Here is a 14,208-nt window from a genome sequence, read left to right as displayed (position 1 = left end):
GCATCGCCCAGCCGTGACTCACGAGGCGTCCGCATCATCCACCCCCATGCTCAGCGGCCTGGCCCGCACGGCCGCAGAGGATAAGAAGTTCGCTGGGTTGCTCACCCACGTGGGCGATCCGCGCCTGCATCTCTCGCTCGTTGATCAGGCCCGGCCGTGGACGATTGCGGCCTTGGCGCAAAAAGCACGGCTATTGGTGGTCACCGCCAATGGCCGCGAAGCCGAGGATCTCACCGCAGAGTTAAAGGCCATGCTGGGGGAGAAGGTGGCCTTTTTGCCCTCCTGGGAGACGCTGCCGCATGAACGCTTGAGCCCCGGGATGGACATCGTGGGCCGCCGCGCCCAGACCCTAGACACCCTGCAGGATTATCGCGTGGTGGTCACCCCGGCGCGCAGCTATTGCCAGCCGGTGCTGAATACCGAGCAGCAGTCGATTCGCCTGCAGACGGATACGGAATGCGATTTTGAGCAGCTGCGCAGCCAGCTGGTGTTTTTCGGCTACTCCCATGTGGATATGGTCTCTCGCCGCGGCGAGTTCGCTACCCGCGGCGGGATTATCGATGTCTTTCCCACCACGGCCGATCAGGCGGTGCGCATCGAGTTCTGGGGCGATGAGGTCAGCGAGATGCGTGAGTTCGCGGTGGCGGATCAGCGCGCCATTGCCGACCGCGTGCTCGAGCAGCTCTCGATTTATCCCGCACGCACGCTGCTCATCGACGATGCGGTGGCTGGCCGCGCCCGCGAGTTGGCGCGCACCTATGCGCATCACCCGGCCCTCGGCGAGCTGCTGGATAAGATCTCTACCCACACCTACGCCGATGGCATGGAGGCGCTGCTGCCGGTGCTCAGCCCGCATGAGCTGGTGCCGCTGCCGCAGATCTTGGGCAGTGGCTGGCATGTGCTGGAGCTGGCGCCGCAGAAGATCATGGCCCGCATCAGCGATCTCATCGCCACGGATGAGGAGTTTTTGGCCGCCGGCTGGGAGGTGGCCGCGATGGGCGGCACGGCACCGGTGGCCAGCGCCGATCTAGACCTTTCGGCCGGCTCCTATGTGGGCATCGAGGCGCTTCACGACGCCATGCTCGCCCAGTCTCAGCCGCACTGGACCGCGGCGGAACCGGGTATTCTCGAGGCCAGCGAGGATCTCACCCTACCCTTGGAGTTGTCGCTGCCGCCGCAGCCGCGGGGTGATCTCAAAGAGATTGAGTCCATGATGAAAGAGCTGCTGGCGCATACCCTCGCCGGCGGTAAGGTCGCCTATATTGCCCCGGCCAAGGGGGCGATTAAGCGCATGCGGGAGCGGTTTAAGGAGCAGGGAATCGCCACCACCGTGGCCACCCCCGGCTGGCAGCCGAGTGCTGGCGAGGTGACGCTCTATCAGGCCTTCGCCCATAACGGTGTGGTCTTTGACGGCCCGAATCTGGTGGTGATCACGGAGACCGATCTCACCGGTAACCGCGTGGGCGATATTGCGGGAGCGAAGCGTCGTCCAGCGAAAAAGCGCAATAGGGTGGATCCGCTGGCGCTGAAAAAGGGCGACTATGTGGTGCATGACACCCATGGCATCGGCCGCTTTGTGGAGATGACCGAGCGCACCATCACCACCGGCGATGGCACCTCGCGGCGCGAGTATGTGGTGCTGGAATACGCCTCCTCCAAGCGGGGTGCGCCGGCCGATAAGCTCTATGTGCCCATGGACTCCATCGACCTGCTGAGCAAGTATGTGGGCGGGGAGACCCCGACGCTGTCGAAGATGGGCGGCTCGGATTGGAAGAACACCAAGCGCAAGGCGCGCGCCGCGGTGCGCGAGATCGCCGGCGAACTCATCGAGCTCTATGCCAAGCGCCAGGCCGCGCCCGGCTATGCCTTCGCCCCGGATTCGCCCTGGCAAAAGGAAATGGAGGATAACTTCCCCTTCGTCGAAACCGAGGACCAGATGCTGGCGATCCAGGCGGTGAAGGAGGACATGGAAAAGCCGGTGCCGATGGACCGTGTGGTCGTCGGCGATGTGGGCTATGGCAAAACCGAGGTGGCGGTGCGCGCCGCCTTCAAGGCCGTGCAAGATGGCAAGCAGGTGGCGTTGCTGGTGCCCACCACGCTGCTGGCGCAGCAGCATCTATCCACCTTCGAAGAACGCATGGCGGGCTTTCCCGTGACCATCCGTGGGCTCTCCCGCTTTACCTCCACCGCGGAGGCGAAGGAGATCATCAGCGGCTTGGCCAGCGGCGAGGTGGATGTGGTCATCGGCACCCACCGCCTGCTGCAGACCGGTGTGACCTGGAAGAACCTCGGGCTGGTGATCGTGGACGAGGAACAGCGCTTCGGTGTGGAGCACAAGGAACACATCAAGGGCCTGCGCACCCACGTGGACGTGCTCACCATGTCTGCCACCCCGATTCCGCGCACCTTGGAGATGTCCATGGCCGGTATCAGGGAGATGTCCACCATCCTGACTCCGCCGGAGGATCGCCACCCAGTTTTGACCTATGTGGGCGCGGCCGAGGACAAGCAGATCGCGGCGGCGATTCGGCGCGAAATCCTGCGCGATGGGCAGGTGTTCTTCGTGCACAACAAGGTCAAAGACATTGATAAGCGCGCCAGCGAGCTGCGTGATCTCGTGCCCGAAGCCCGCATCGTGGTGGCCCATGGCCAGATGAGCGAGCAGCTGCTGGAACAAACCGTGCAGGGCTTCTGGAATCGCGACTATGACGTGCTGGTGTGCACCACGATCGTGGAAACCGGCCTGGATATCGCCAATGCCAATACCCTCATCGTGGAAAACGCCCACCATATGGGCCTGTCCCAGCTGCATCAGCTGCGCGGGCGCGTGGGCCGCTCCCGGGAGCGCGGCTATGCCTACTTCCTCTATCCCAAGGGAGTGCTGCTCTCCGAGGTCGCCTATGACCGGCTCTCGACTATCGCCCACAACAATGATCTGGGCGCGGGCATGGCCGTGGCGATGAAGGACCTAGAGATGCGCGGCGCGGGCAATGTCCTCGGCGCCGAACAATCCGGGCATATCGCCGGGGTGGGCTTCGATCTGTATATGCGGCTGGTGGGCGAGGCCGTGGAGACCTTCCGCGCTCTCGCCTCCGGCCAGCCGCTGGATGCCACCGAGAAGGAATCCACCGAAATCCGCATCGACCTGCCGGTGGATGCCCACATCCCCGATAGCTATATCAACTCCGAGCGGCTGCGCCTCGATATGTATCGCACTCTTGCCGCCGCACACACCGAGGCGGAGCTGAGCCGCGCCGTAGACGATATGAGCGATCGCTTCGGCCAGCCGCCGGTGGAGGTCCAGCGCCTGCTCACCATGGCGCGGCTGCGCCGGGTGGCCGCCCGCGCGCAGGTGGCCGATATCGTGGTCCAGGGCAATCGCATCAAGATCCACCCCGTGGAGCTCAAAGACTCCCAGCAGGTGCGGCTCAAGCGCCTCTATGGTGGCTCCACCTATCGCGCCGCCGCCAAGGCCGTGATGGTGCCGCTGCCCAAGGCGGGGCGCACCATCACCGATCCGCAGCTGCGCGATGTCGAACTCGTGCAATGGGTGGCGGACTTTTTGTCCACCATGTTCCAGCTGGATCGGGTGAATGTGAGCACCGGCGTGGAATCCGCCATGGAGACCGTCGCCCCGGTGGTGAGCAGCTCCACCGCAGACGGCGGCCGTGCCACGAGCAGCAGCGGCCCTGCTGCCGGGACGCGGCGGCGTCGGGCGGGTCGGCGCGGCAAGCGCACCGCCGCCGAGATTAATGAGCAGATGGATATGGAAGATAAGCGCGAAGCCAGGCGGCGGAAATACCGCTTGCGCTAAGCCACAGCGCCGCTGTACCGGCACGAAGACTAACGCCTCCCGGCGGGATATGTGTTCCTGCGGGGAGGCGTCGATAAGCGCGGCGGGGCAGCCGCTAGAGCGAGAGGCTGCCAGTGGACAGCCCGTAGATGGCGAATCCGCCACCGATGAGAACGAGCGCCACAATCACCCATTCCACCGGGTTGAACACCCGATCGCCGGTGGCTTTGCGGGTCCACACATAGGGCACCAGCCCAGGAATGACGAGCAGCGCGCCAAAGAGCACATAGGTGACATCGGCGGCATAGAACAGCCACAGCGAATACACGGTGGCGATCAGCGCCACGAGGCGATGCTTCCCATTGGTCCGCGCGGAGATCTCCGGGCCGGAATCGTCGAAGCGAATCCCGGCCTGCGGGTGGGCCACACCGCGGCCGCGAGTGGTCAGCAGCAGCAAATAGATAGCCGAGAACACATAGGGCAGCATGTACATCATGGTGGCCAGCTGCACCATGGAGACATAGGTGGTCTCATTGACAAAGAAAATGATCACCGAGATCTGAATCACCACGGTGGACACCAGCTGCGCCCACACCGTGGCACCCTGATCGTTGACAGCACCCAATTTCTTCGGCAGCAGCCCGTCCGTGGCCATGAGCGCGATCGGCTCGGCGCAGAGCATCTGCCAGGACACATAGGCGCCCAGCACCGATAGGCACAGGCCCAGCGAGATGAGCGCTCCGCCCCACGGGCCCACCACGGCCTCCAGCACGCTGGCCATGGAGTTATCCGGCAGCGCCGCCAATTCCTCTTGGGTGAGCACACCATAGGAGAGGGTGGCCACGGTCACCAGCAGGGCGAGCACGGTGAAGAAGCCAAAGACGGTGGCTTTGCCCACATCGGAGCGGGTGCGGGCCTGCTTGGAATAGACGCTGGCGCCCTCAACACCGATGAAGGCCCACACGGTAAAGAGCATGATGCCCTTGACCTGATCCATCGTCGAGCCCACCGAGCCCTCGCGCGCCCACACATCCAGGGTGAAGGTATCCCAGCTAAAGCCGAGAAACGCCACCAGCAGAATGAAGGCGGCAATCGGCAGCAATTTCGCCACCGTCGTCACCATATTCAGCACCGCTGCCTGGCGAATACCGCGGGTGAGCGCGAAATAGATCACCCAGGTCATCAGCGAGACGGCCACCGCCTGAATCCAGCGGTGCTCATCATTAAAGAGCGGCACATAATGGCCGATCGTGGAGAAGAACAAGGTGGCATAGCCCACCTGGGCGATCACGGAGCCAAGCCAATAGCCCCACGCCGAGGCGAAGCCCACGAAATCGCCGAGGCCGGCGCGCACATAGGAATACACGCCCGAATCGAGATGGGGTTTGCGCACCGCCAGAATGTGGAACACGAAGGCAATCGAGAGCATGCCTACGCCCGCAATGGCCCAGCCGATGAGCATCGCGCCGGGACCTGCGACAGAACCCGCATTTTGCGGCAGGGCAAAGATGCCGGTTCCGATCGTGGAGCCGATAATAAGCGACACGAGCGTCCACACGCGCACGGTCGGCCGATGAGAGTTCGTGCCCGCAACCACGGGCTGAGATGTAGTGCTCACCCACATACCCTAAAACACGCTGCGGGAAAACTGACAGCATCGGCCTTCCGTCTGGGGGTAACGCGGTACGGTGAGGCCATGCGCACTATTGTTCTCGATGCCGATAATGGTTTTGCTGTACCGCTGGAGCACATCGCAGACCTGACTGGGCCGGTGCTTATCGACGCAGACCTGCCCAGCAGCGTTCGCTCCCAGCTCTGTGCCCTCGGCGCGGAGCCCGCAGCGGAGGCGCCGGTGCGGATCTGCGCCAGCTCCAGCACACACGCCATGGCCGTGATGGAGCGGGCGCTCGATATTGGAGAGTGGGAGCGCAGCCAAAGCCATAGCTCATTGGTGCCGTATCTGCGGGAGGAAAGCGAGGAGTTCATCGCCGCCGTCGTCGCCTGGGAGCGCGGCGAGGCCAGCGCGGAGGAGTTAAAGAAAGAACTCGCCGATGTCTATCTCCAAGTGCTATTCCACGCCGAGCTGGCGCGGCGTCGCGGGGATTTTTCCATGGTGGAGGTAGCCCAGGCCTTTGTGGAGAAACTGCAGGTGCGCGCGCCGTATCTCTTCGATGGCACCACCGAGATCGTGGCCGTGGAGGAACAGAAGAACTTGTGGGAGAAGGGCAAGCAGACAGAGCAGCGCCGCGAGCGGGGCGATTCTGTATATTAAACGTCCATGGCTACTGGAGGACGACGCGCGCTCGGCTGCGGCTGCAGCACGGTTTTGGCGATCATTATGGTGATCGCCGTGGTGGGGTGGGCGCTCTCGCTCTTGGAGGGTGCCAGCCCCATCCGCCAGTTGCGGCCCGTGCCCGATAACGTCCCGCCGGCCGCCGGGGCGGAGGTGCCGGCCATCAATGTCGATGACGCCGGGCGCACCTCCGACAAGCTCGGCTACTGGGCCGATCCTTTGGCCGCGGAGATGTCCATTCCCGCCCCGGCGCTGCGCGCCTATGCGAATGCGGAGCTCATCGCTGCCGCCTCCTGGCCGGAGTGCCACCTGAAGTGGAATACCCTCGCCGGCATCGGCTTTGTGGAGACCCGCCACGGCACCTATTCCGGCAAGGTTTTCGGCGGCTCCAGTATCGGCGATGATGGGGTGGTCTCCCCGCCGATCATTGGCGTGCCGCTCGATGGTTCGCCCGGGTTTGCCGAGATTCCCGATACCGATAATGGCGAGCTCGACGGCGATACCCAGTGGGATCGCGCCGTGGGCCCGATGCAATTCATTCCCGAGTCCTGGGGCCGCTATGGGCGCGACGCCAATGGTGATGGGGTAGCGGATCCGCATCAGATCGACGACGCCGCGCTCGGTTCGGCCACCCTGCTCTGCTCGAATGGCCGCGATCTGGCCACCCCAGAGGGCTGGGTCGATGCCATCCGCTCCTACAACATGTCCAATGACTATCTGGTGCGGGTGCGCGATGCCGCCGCCTCCTATGCCTTGGGGCAGCCGGCGCTCTAGCGGTGTGAGTTTGTTCCCACATTGCCGCCTGCGACGGCAGGGGCGCGCATTTCGTGCCACAATTGAGCGGTGAAGCGTGACTTTCGCAACCATCTCGCAGCCTATCCTGCAGAAATGTTGGCTATCGGACATCAAACATGTGGTTTTGAGTCCGTATGTCGCAAAAATGCGCTAGAATCGGGCATGTTGGTGGAAAGATCGCACACGCATTTCCACACCCCAGCAATCTGTCTAACGGCTTAGGAGGCCATAGTGGCTGAGATTATGCACGTATTTGCACGCGAGATCCTTGATTCCCGCGGTAACCCCACCATTGAGTGCGAGGTCATCTTGGATGATGGCTCGCACGGTCGCGCCGATGTGCCCTCGGGTGCATCCACCGGTGTGCACGAGGCACACGAGCTGCGCGATGGCGGCGACCGCTACCTGGGCAAGGGTGTGCAGAAGGCAGTGGAGAACGTCAACGAGGAAATCGCTGACGCTCTCGCTGGCCTCGAGGCCGATGACCAGCGCCTGATCGACCAGACCCTCATCGAGCTCGACGGCACCGACAACAAGTCCCGCCTGGGCGCCAACGCCATCCTGGGCGTGTCCATGGCTGTGGCTAAGGCTGCCGCTGACTCCTCCCTGCTGGAGCTGTTCCGCTACGTCGGCGGCCCGAACGCCCACGTTCTGCCCGTGCCGATGATGAACATCCTCAACGGTGGCGCGCACGCCGACTCCGGCGTGGACGTCCAGGAGTTCATGATCGCTCCGATCGGTGCCGAGACCTTCTCCGAGGCCCTGCGCGTCGGCGCCGAGGTCTACCACACCCTGAAGAAGGTTATTAAGGACAAGGGCCTGTCCACCGGCCTGGGCGATGAGGGCGGCTTCGCTCCTTCCGTCGACTCCACCAAGGCTGCCCTCGACCTCATCGTCGAGGCCATCGAGAAGGCCGGCTTCACCCCGGGCAAGGACGTTGCCCTGGCACTGGACGTTGCCTCCTCCGAGTTCTTCAAGGATGGCAAGTACCACTTCGAGGGCGGCGAGCACACCGCCGAGGAGATGGCCAAGGTCTACGAGGAGCTCATCGGGCAGTACCCGATCGTCTCCATCGAGGACCCGCTGCAGGAAGACGACTGGGAGGGCTACACCAACCTCACCGCCACCATCGGCGAGAAGGTCCAGATCGTCGGCGACGACTTCTTCGTCACCAACCCGCAGCGCCTGCAGGAGGGCATCGACAAGAAGGCCGCCAACGCGCTGCTGGTGAAGGTGAACCAGATCGGTACCCTCACCGAGACCTTCGACGCTGTCGAGCTGGCCCACCGCAATGGCTACCGCTGCATGATGTCCCACCGCTCCGGTGAGACCGAGGACGTTACCATCGCCGATCTGGCTGTGGGCCTCAACTGCGGTCAGATCAAGACCGGCGCCCCGGCCCGCTCCGAGCGCGTTGCCAAGTACAACCAGCTGCTGCGCATCGAGCAGATCCTCGGCGACGCCGCTGTCTATGCCGGCGCCAACGCCTTCCCGCGCTTCCAGGCCTAAACGCCTAAAGAGCGCGCGCTTACCCGCGCTGCTCACCACCGCGCCCCACGGCCGGCACCCACACTGGGTGTCGCGTGGGGCGCGCTGTGCTGTGTGGGGCTAAACTTAGGCACATTATGGCCACAGGAGACACCCCGCGATCGGTACCGGTGAAAAACAAGGCGCATTTCGCCACCCCCACGCGCAGCGCCAGCCTGCCCCGCACCTCGATGACCCGGGGCATGAGCCCTGTGGGGATTGTCGTTCTCGTCGTCGCCCTGCTGCTCGCGCTCTGGCTCATCGTGCTGCCGCTACGCACCTACTTTGACCAGCGCTCCGATATCTCCAACCTCAACTCCTCCATCGCGGCCAAACAAGCCGAAAAGGAGCGCCTGCTCGACGAATTGGAGAAAAACAACTCTCCGGCCTACCAAGACGAGCAGATTCGCCGCCGCCTTGGCGCCATCCCAGAAGGGGAAACACCCTTCCGTATTCTCGATCCCTCCATCACACCCAGCGACGGGGTGACGTCGACAAGCGCCGAGGAGCAGGCCGAGAACCACACCTGGTACACCGACCTATGGCACAGCGTCACCGACCCCCGCGCCACACTCGTGGAGCTCAATCACGACGTAGACAGCGATCGTGGGGACGAACCCGATATCTCCAATTTGCCGCTCGAACCCCTCGAACCGCAGCAGCAGCCGCAGCCCGCCGACGCCGAGCCCGCAGCGCCGCCACAGAATTAACTCCGCGCCCTGGATCGTGAGACACTAGAGCGCATGAGCGTACGCGATGCAGATCTAGACGAGATCCAGACCCAGCTTGGCCGCCGCCCCCGCGGCGTGCGCGCCGTCTCCTACCGCTGCCCCGATGGCGCCCCCGGGGCCATCGAAACCGCGCCGCGACTCGAAGACGGCACGCCCTTTCCCACCCTGTACTACCTCACCGATCCGCGGCTGACCGCGGAGGCCTCGCGGCTCGAGGTGGCGCACGTGATGAAATGGATGACCGCGCGGCTCGACAGCGACGCCGACCTTGCGGAGGACTATCGCCGCGCCCACGAGTTTTATCTCGCCAAGCGCAACGCCATCGAGGACCTCGGCACCGACTTCTCCGGCGGCGGCATGCCCGATCGCGTCAAGTGCGTCCACGTGCTCATCGCCTATGCGCTGTCAGAAGGACCCGACCGGGTGCGCCTCGGCACCGAGGCCGTGGCGATCGCCGCCGATCACGGCAAGCTGCGCGGCACCGCCATCCCCGCCGACTGGCCCACCTGCGCCGAGCTCGGCATCGACCTCGAGCAATTCGACTTCTCCAACGCCGAGGTGAAATAACATGACCCGCCTCGCCGCCGTCGATTGCGGAACCAACTCCCTGCGCCTGCTCATCTCCGAAGTCCGCGATGGCAACGTCCGCGACATCTACCGCGGCATGGAAATCGTGCGCCTCGGCCAGGGCGTCGACGCCACCGGGGAATTCGACCCCGAGGCGCTCGAACGCACCCGCACCGTGCTCGAGCGCTACGTGGACATCATGAAGATCGAGCGCGTCGAAGCCGTACGCATGGTGGCCACCTCCGCCACCCGTGACGCCGGCAACCGCAATGAGTTTTTCACCATGACCAGCAAGCTGCTCAACCAGGTGGCACCCAACCGCGGTGCCGAAGTAATCAGCGGCGAAGAAGAAGCCCAACTCTCCTTCAGCGGCGCAGTCAGCGACCTCACAGAACTCCCAGGGCCCTACTGCGTGATCGACCTCGGTGGCGGCTCCACAGAATTCGTGGTGGGCACCAGCGACGGCGAGATCCTCGGCTCCCACTCCAGCCAGATGGGCTGCGTGCGCCTGACCGAGCGCATCATGCGCTCCGACCCGCCCACCAGCACCGAAATCGACATCGCCGCCGACTACGTGCGCGAACGCCTCAGCGAAGTACGCGCCATCGTGCCCATTAGCGAGGCCGCCACCTTCGTCGGCTGCGCCGGCACCTTCACCACGCTCTCCGCGCTCGCCCAAGGACTCGAAGCCTATGAAGCCACCGCGATCCACGGCAGCACGCTGCGTTTCGACGCCCTCCGCGTGCTCTGTGGCGACCTACTGGCACAAACCTCCACCCAGCGCGCCGCCCACCCCGTGATCCACGAAGGCCGCGCCGATGTCATCTCCGGTGGGGCGATGGTCGTCGACGGCATCACCACCATGATCGAAGAGGAAACAGAGGTCCACGAGATCATGATTTCCGAAAAAGACATCCTCGACGGGATCATCAATGAGCTCGCGCGGCAGCGCGGGGAGATCGAATAAAGAAGCGCTGAAGCGGCGGCGAGATGGCGTCGATAAGCGCAAAAGAGCGAAGGCAGAAAAACGTCCCCCCAGTCGGACTCGAACCGACACTGAATGGATTTTAAGTCCACCGCCTCTGCCAATTGGGCTATAGGGGGATCACGCGCTGCGCGCGCTCGAACCAGTGTAAAACATCGCGCGCACAGCGAGCGAATTTGCCCTGCCCGCGGGTCGGAGAAGGAAAGTAGGACCCGAGGGAACTAACACGGGGGCGGAAACGTTGAATAGGACGTAAGCGCGATAACGTGACACAACAATCGCAGATAAACGAAGCTATGAAAGCCATGAAAGGACACGGGCAAACTAGTGCGTAGCAGCAATCCAGTATTTAGCTCTCTCACCCAATCGGGACAGCGAGGCGGCCAAGCCCCCGGTTATCAGAACGACCCCTATGGGCAGGGCTATCGCGGCCAGCAGGCGGCACAGCAAGCCGCCATGCAGGGCTACTACCAAGACCCCAGCTTCAACCAAGCCAGCGCCCAAGGCGCTGAGCGCCCCATGACCGTCGACGACGTGATCGCTAAAACCGGCATCACCCTCGGCGTGATCATCGTCGGCGCCATCATCACCTATGCGATCGGTGTTGCTAATCCGGGCCTCGCCATGATGCTCGCCGGCATCGGCGCCATCGGCGGCCTCATCACCGTGCTGATCTCCGCCTTCGGCAAGAAGTACGGCTCCGCCCCCATCACCCTGACCTACGCAGCCTTCGAAGGCCTCTTCGTCGGCGGCATCTCCTTCATGTTCACCAACATGGTGGTCGCCGACACCAACGCCGCCGTGATGATCGGCCAAGCCGTCATCGGCACCGTCGGCGTGTTCATCGGCATGCTCTACGTGTACAAGACCGGCGCCGTGAAGGTCACCCCGAAGTTCCAGCGCATCATGACCGGCGCCCTCATCGGCGTCGTCGTGCTGGCCATCGGCAACATGCTGCTCTACATGTTCACCGGCAACAACCCGCTCACCGACGGTGGCCCGCTCGCCATCATCTTCTCCCTCGTGTGCATCGGGCTCGCCGCCTTCTCCTTCCTCAACGACTTCAACATGGCCGACCAGCTCGTGCGCCAAGGCGCACCCGCCAAGATGGCCTGGGGCGTCGCACTCGGACTCGCCGTTACCCTCGTGTGGCTCTACACCGAGATCCTGCGCCTGCTGTCCTACTTCCGGAACTAGGGCAGACACAACCCACACATGGCGGCGACGTCATGTGTGGGTTTTTTCGTGCCTTAGTGGAGGGGCGTGGGTGGTTGGGTGTGGGGTTGTGGGGCTGGTTTTGTGGGGCTGGGTTTGTGGGGCTGGGCGGCTCGGCGGCGGGGCGCGACCCGGCGGCAGCAGATTTCGCGGCCCCAAAAAGCCCCCATAACCCATCAGAGCAAGGATCGCACGCCAACAATGCACGCCAAGACGTGCACTTTCAGCGAGCGCAACGGGCAGGGGAGGGGTTAGAGTGGGTGCTGGATGAACAGAAGTACGTTTTATTCGGGGGAAAATCAATGTACTCGGGGGATCAGCACGCACTAGACAGCGCTGCGCAATGGCTCGAACACCACTCTGCGAGCCTTGAATCCGGCGACATCGATCTCGCCGCGATTCACCAACACCGTGATCGCCTCAAGTCCGTGCTCACGGCCCTCGCCCGTTTCGAGCTCCAACTCGCCCGCGCCGCCGATACCTGCAGCACCACCGAGCTCTGCGGCTCGAACAAATCCACCCTGTACCTCACTGAGTCCTATGGCTGGTCCAAAGCCAAAGCAAAGGACTTACGAGCCCAGGGCCGCGGCTGGTATGACAGCGTTATCGACGAGCCCGCAAGTACAGATGAAAACCGCATCGCTGTCACTAGGCGGCGGGAAGAAGCAGAACGCATCCGCGCCCGCGCCCGGGACCTCGCCAACCGCCAAGGCCTCACCGCCGAGCAGCGCCTCACCATCGAGCGCGGCCTGAAATGCTTGCGATCCAAGGCCGCGATCCCGCGGGAAGCGATCCGCCTCCGCGCAGTCGAGCGCGCCGCGCACTGCAGCGTCGAAGATCTCAAGGCCTTCGTGATGAGCCTCGTCAACGAACGCAACGACGAGCTCCCCCGCGACACCCTGCGCGCCCACCGCAACCGCGGTTTCTTCATCGGTCCCCAAGACAGCGATGGCGGGGCCCGCATCGGCGGCTACATCCCGCCTTATGCCCTGGCCATGCTCAAAACCCAACTCGATGTCGCCCAATCCACCGCGCGACCCCTCCGCACCGACACCACCTGCCATCGCACCAAGCGCCAACGCCTCGCCGACGCCCTCTTCGCCATCCTCGGTCGCCCCGCGTCACCCCAGGAACCGAAACACCCGCTGGCCCACGTTCTCGTATCGCTGTCTGCCAAGGACCTCGAACTCCCACCGCGCGCCGGCGCTAACGCCCTCTTCCATACCACCTGCGGTATCCAACTCTCGGCCCTAGACTTGAGCTTCCTCGGCATCGACACCACTGGGCACGTCGCGCTTCACGACGCCACCTCCGGGCAAATCAAAGCCCTGCGCACCGAAAAACGCTTCGCCGATGTCGCCCAACGCATCGCCCTTTTCGCCACCGAGCTGGTGTGCTCCCACCCCGGATGCAACCAGCCGGTCACGGCCTGCCACGTCCACCACATCGACCCGTTCTCACGGGGCGGGCCCACCGACCTAGACAACCTCACACTCATGTGCCCGCAACACCACTCGGACACAGATGACAGCGGCATCCATCCGCACAAATATCACGCTGAACGAGATCCCGACAGCGGCATCGTCTATCACACCAAAGCCGCCACACCAGAAGAACCCTACCCAGAGAAACGCTTCAACCGAAGCACCTTCTCCCAACAATCAGCCGCGGCAAAAATCCGCCGCCAACACTGGCCCGATAGCGCCCCACCGACACGAGACGACCCCTAGCGCCGAGCTCCACACAGCGCTAGACCCCGCCGGCACACGACTTAAGCCTGGCCACCAGAAGAGGTGACCAGGCTAGAAGTCGTGGCGGATACGCCCTTAGGGCGATTGCTCCTTGCCATCGATAGACAGCGACGTAAAAGCGAGCCCAAAAGGCGTGTGCACGGGATCGCCGAGAGTGACAGCGACGCGCTTTTCTTCCTTTTTTGAGCGATCAGCGGAGTCCCGGGTGCGCTCGCGTTGCTTAGAGGCGGACTCAGCGCGCTTCTTCTTACTAGACAGCGATGCGGTATGCAGTCTCGCGGTCCCGGTGGCGCCATCAATGAGCCATTCGTCCCACGTGATGTCGTCTACGTAGTCGCTGTCTGTAGCGCAGTTGAGAGAAATCCGCTCGGGCCGTATTTCCGGGGTGGAGACGCAGTCGATATAGCGCGGCAGGTTCACCGGAATCGCATCGCTGTCTGGAGTGGCGATTTTATGTGGTGAGTCCTGCTCGAGACTAGGCGTGCAAGCCGAAAGCGCGACCGCAGTGCAGGTCACTGCGATCGCGAGGATCGTTGAACGCATGAAAAGTG

At 63.7% G+C, this 14,208-nt stretch carries 11 protein-coding genes and 1 tRNA gene; 9 read left to right on the top strand and 3 right to left on the bottom strand.

Going from position 1 to position 14,208, the window contains the following annotated elements:
• Positions 1–46 precede the first annotated feature (46 nt).
• Positions 47–3,814 (top strand): transcription-repair coupling factor, encoded by a 3,768-nt coding sequence (mfd, locus tag KR227_RS02320; RefSeq protein WP_218363678.1) that lies wholly within the window; start codon positions 47–49, stop codon positions 3,812–3,814.
• Positions 3,815–3,908: 94 nt separating this feature from the next.
• Here mfd and KR227_RS02315 read toward each other — a convergent pair whose 3' ends face one another.
• A complete protein-coding gene (locus KR227_RS02315; RefSeq protein ID WP_218363535.1) occupies positions 3,909–5,417 on the bottom strand; it encodes an amino acid permease in 1,509 nt (502 codons plus the stop codon).
• A 72-nt stretch (positions 5,418–5,489) separates the two neighbouring features.
• Here KR227_RS02315 and KR227_RS02310 point away from each other — a divergent pair, with 72 nt between their 5' ends.
• The 6 genes from KR227_RS02310 (at position 5,490) to KR227_RS02285 (ending at position 10,673) form a co-directional block, all read left to right on the top strand.
• A complete protein-coding gene (locus tag KR227_RS02310; protein WP_218363534.1) occupies positions 5,490–6,065 on the top strand; it encodes a MazG nucleotide pyrophosphohydrolase domain-containing protein in 576 nt (191 codons plus the stop codon).
• Between the two features lie 6 nt (positions 6,066–6,071).
• The gene (locus tag KR227_RS02305; protein ID WP_192796213.1) at positions 6,072–6,860 is read left to right on the top strand and encodes a lytic transglycosylase domain-containing protein; all 789 of its coding nucleotides are present in this window, start codon (positions 6,072–6,074) and stop codon (positions 6,858–6,860) included.
• Between the two features lie 252 nt (positions 6,861–7,112).
• Complete coding sequence (gene eno / locus KR227_RS02300) at positions 7,113–8,390, top strand: phosphopyruvate hydratase (RefSeq protein ID WP_218363533.1); 1,278 nt, start codon at positions 7,113–7,115, stop codon at positions 8,388–8,390.
• A gap of 116 nt (positions 8,391–8,506) precedes the next feature.
• On the top strand, positions 8,507–9,118 hold the full coding sequence (locus KR227_RS02295) for a septum formation initiator family protein (RefSeq protein WP_218363532.1): 612 nt from the start codon (positions 8,507–8,509) through the stop codon (positions 9,116–9,118).
• Between the two features lie 33 nt (positions 9,119–9,151).
• Positions 9,152–9,706 carry a DUF501 domain-containing protein gene (locus KR227_RS02290; protein ID WP_218363531.1) on the top strand — a complete coding sequence of 185 codons (555 nt, stop codon included), beginning with the start codon at positions 9,152–9,154 and terminating at the stop codon, positions 9,704–9,706.
• A 1-nt stretch (position 9,707) separates the two neighbouring features.
• Positions 9,708–10,673 (top strand): Ppx/GppA phosphatase family protein, encoded by a 966-nt coding sequence (locus KR227_RS02285; RefSeq protein ID WP_218363530.1) that lies wholly within the window; start codon positions 9,708–9,710, stop codon positions 10,671–10,673.
• Positions 10,674–10,736: 63 nt separating this feature from the next.
• On the opposite strand, the gene KR227_RS02280 is transcribed toward KR227_RS02285, so the two are convergent.
• Positions 10,737–10,810 (bottom strand) — tRNA-Leu (locus tag KR227_RS02280).
• Positions 10,811–11,018: 208 nt separating this feature from the next.
• Between KR227_RS02280 and KR227_RS02275 the strand changes: the two genes are divergently transcribed.
• Together KR227_RS02275 and KR227_RS02270 are read left to right on the top strand one after the other, a co-directional pair.
• Positions 11,019–11,888 carry a Bax inhibitor-1/YccA family protein gene (locus tag KR227_RS02275; protein WP_151530121.1) on the top strand — a complete coding sequence of 290 codons (870 nt, stop codon included), beginning with the start codon at positions 11,019–11,021 and terminating at the stop codon, positions 11,886–11,888.
• A 278-nt stretch (positions 11,889–12,166) separates the two neighbouring features.
• Positions 12,167–13,636: an HNH endonuclease signature motif containing protein gene (locus KR227_RS02270; protein WP_218363529.1), complete on the top strand. Its 1,470-nt coding sequence runs from the start codon at positions 12,167–12,169 to the stop codon at positions 13,634–13,636.
• A 96-nt stretch (positions 13,637–13,732) separates the two neighbouring features.
• On the opposite strand, the gene KR227_RS02265 is transcribed toward KR227_RS02270, so the two are convergent.
• Entirely contained in the window at positions 13,733–14,200 is a 468-nt protein-coding gene (locus KR227_RS02265) for a hypothetical protein (protein ID WP_218363528.1), read from the bottom strand.
• Positions 14,201–14,208: the final 8 nt, after the last annotated feature.

Source organism: Corynebacterium sp. TAE3-ERU30 (assembly GCF_019209925.1).
GTDB lineage: Bacteria > Actinomycetota > Actinomycetes > Mycobacteriales > Mycobacteriaceae > Corynebacterium > Corynebacterium megadyptis.
The sequence above is the reverse complement of the archived record's forward strand: the minus strand, read 5'-3'. Positions and strand labels throughout refer to the sequence as shown.

Coding starts and splice junctions, on each gene's coding strand:
- mfd (WP_218363678.1), top strand. CDS start 47: ATGCTCAGCGGCCTGGCCCGCACGGCCGCAGAGGATAAGAAGTTCGCT.
- KR227_RS02295 (WP_218363532.1), top strand. CDS start 8,507: ATGGCCACAGGAGACACCCCGCGATCGGTACCGGTGAAAAACAAGGCG.
- KR227_RS02310 (WP_218363534.1), top strand. CDS start 5,490: ATGCGCACTATTGTTCTCGATGCCGATAATGGTTTTGCTGTACCGCTG.
- KR227_RS02290 (WP_218363531.1), top strand. CDS start 9,152: ATGAGCGTACGCGATGCAGATCTAGACGAGATCCAGACCCAGCTTGGC.
- KR227_RS02285 (WP_218363530.1), top strand. CDS start 9,708: ATGACCCGCCTCGCCGCCGTCGATTGCGGAACCAACTCCCTGCGCCTG.
- KR227_RS02305 (WP_192796213.1), top strand. CDS start 6,072: ATGGCTACTGGAGGACGACGCGCGCTCGGCTGCGGCTGCAGCACGGTT.
- KR227_RS02315 (WP_218363535.1), bottom strand. CDS start 5,417: ATGTGGGTGAGCACTACATCTCAGCCCGTGGTTGCGGGCACGAACTCT.
- KR227_RS02265 (WP_218363528.1), bottom strand. CDS start 14,200: ATGCGTTCAACGATCCTCGCGATCGCAGTGACCTGCACTGCGGTCGCG.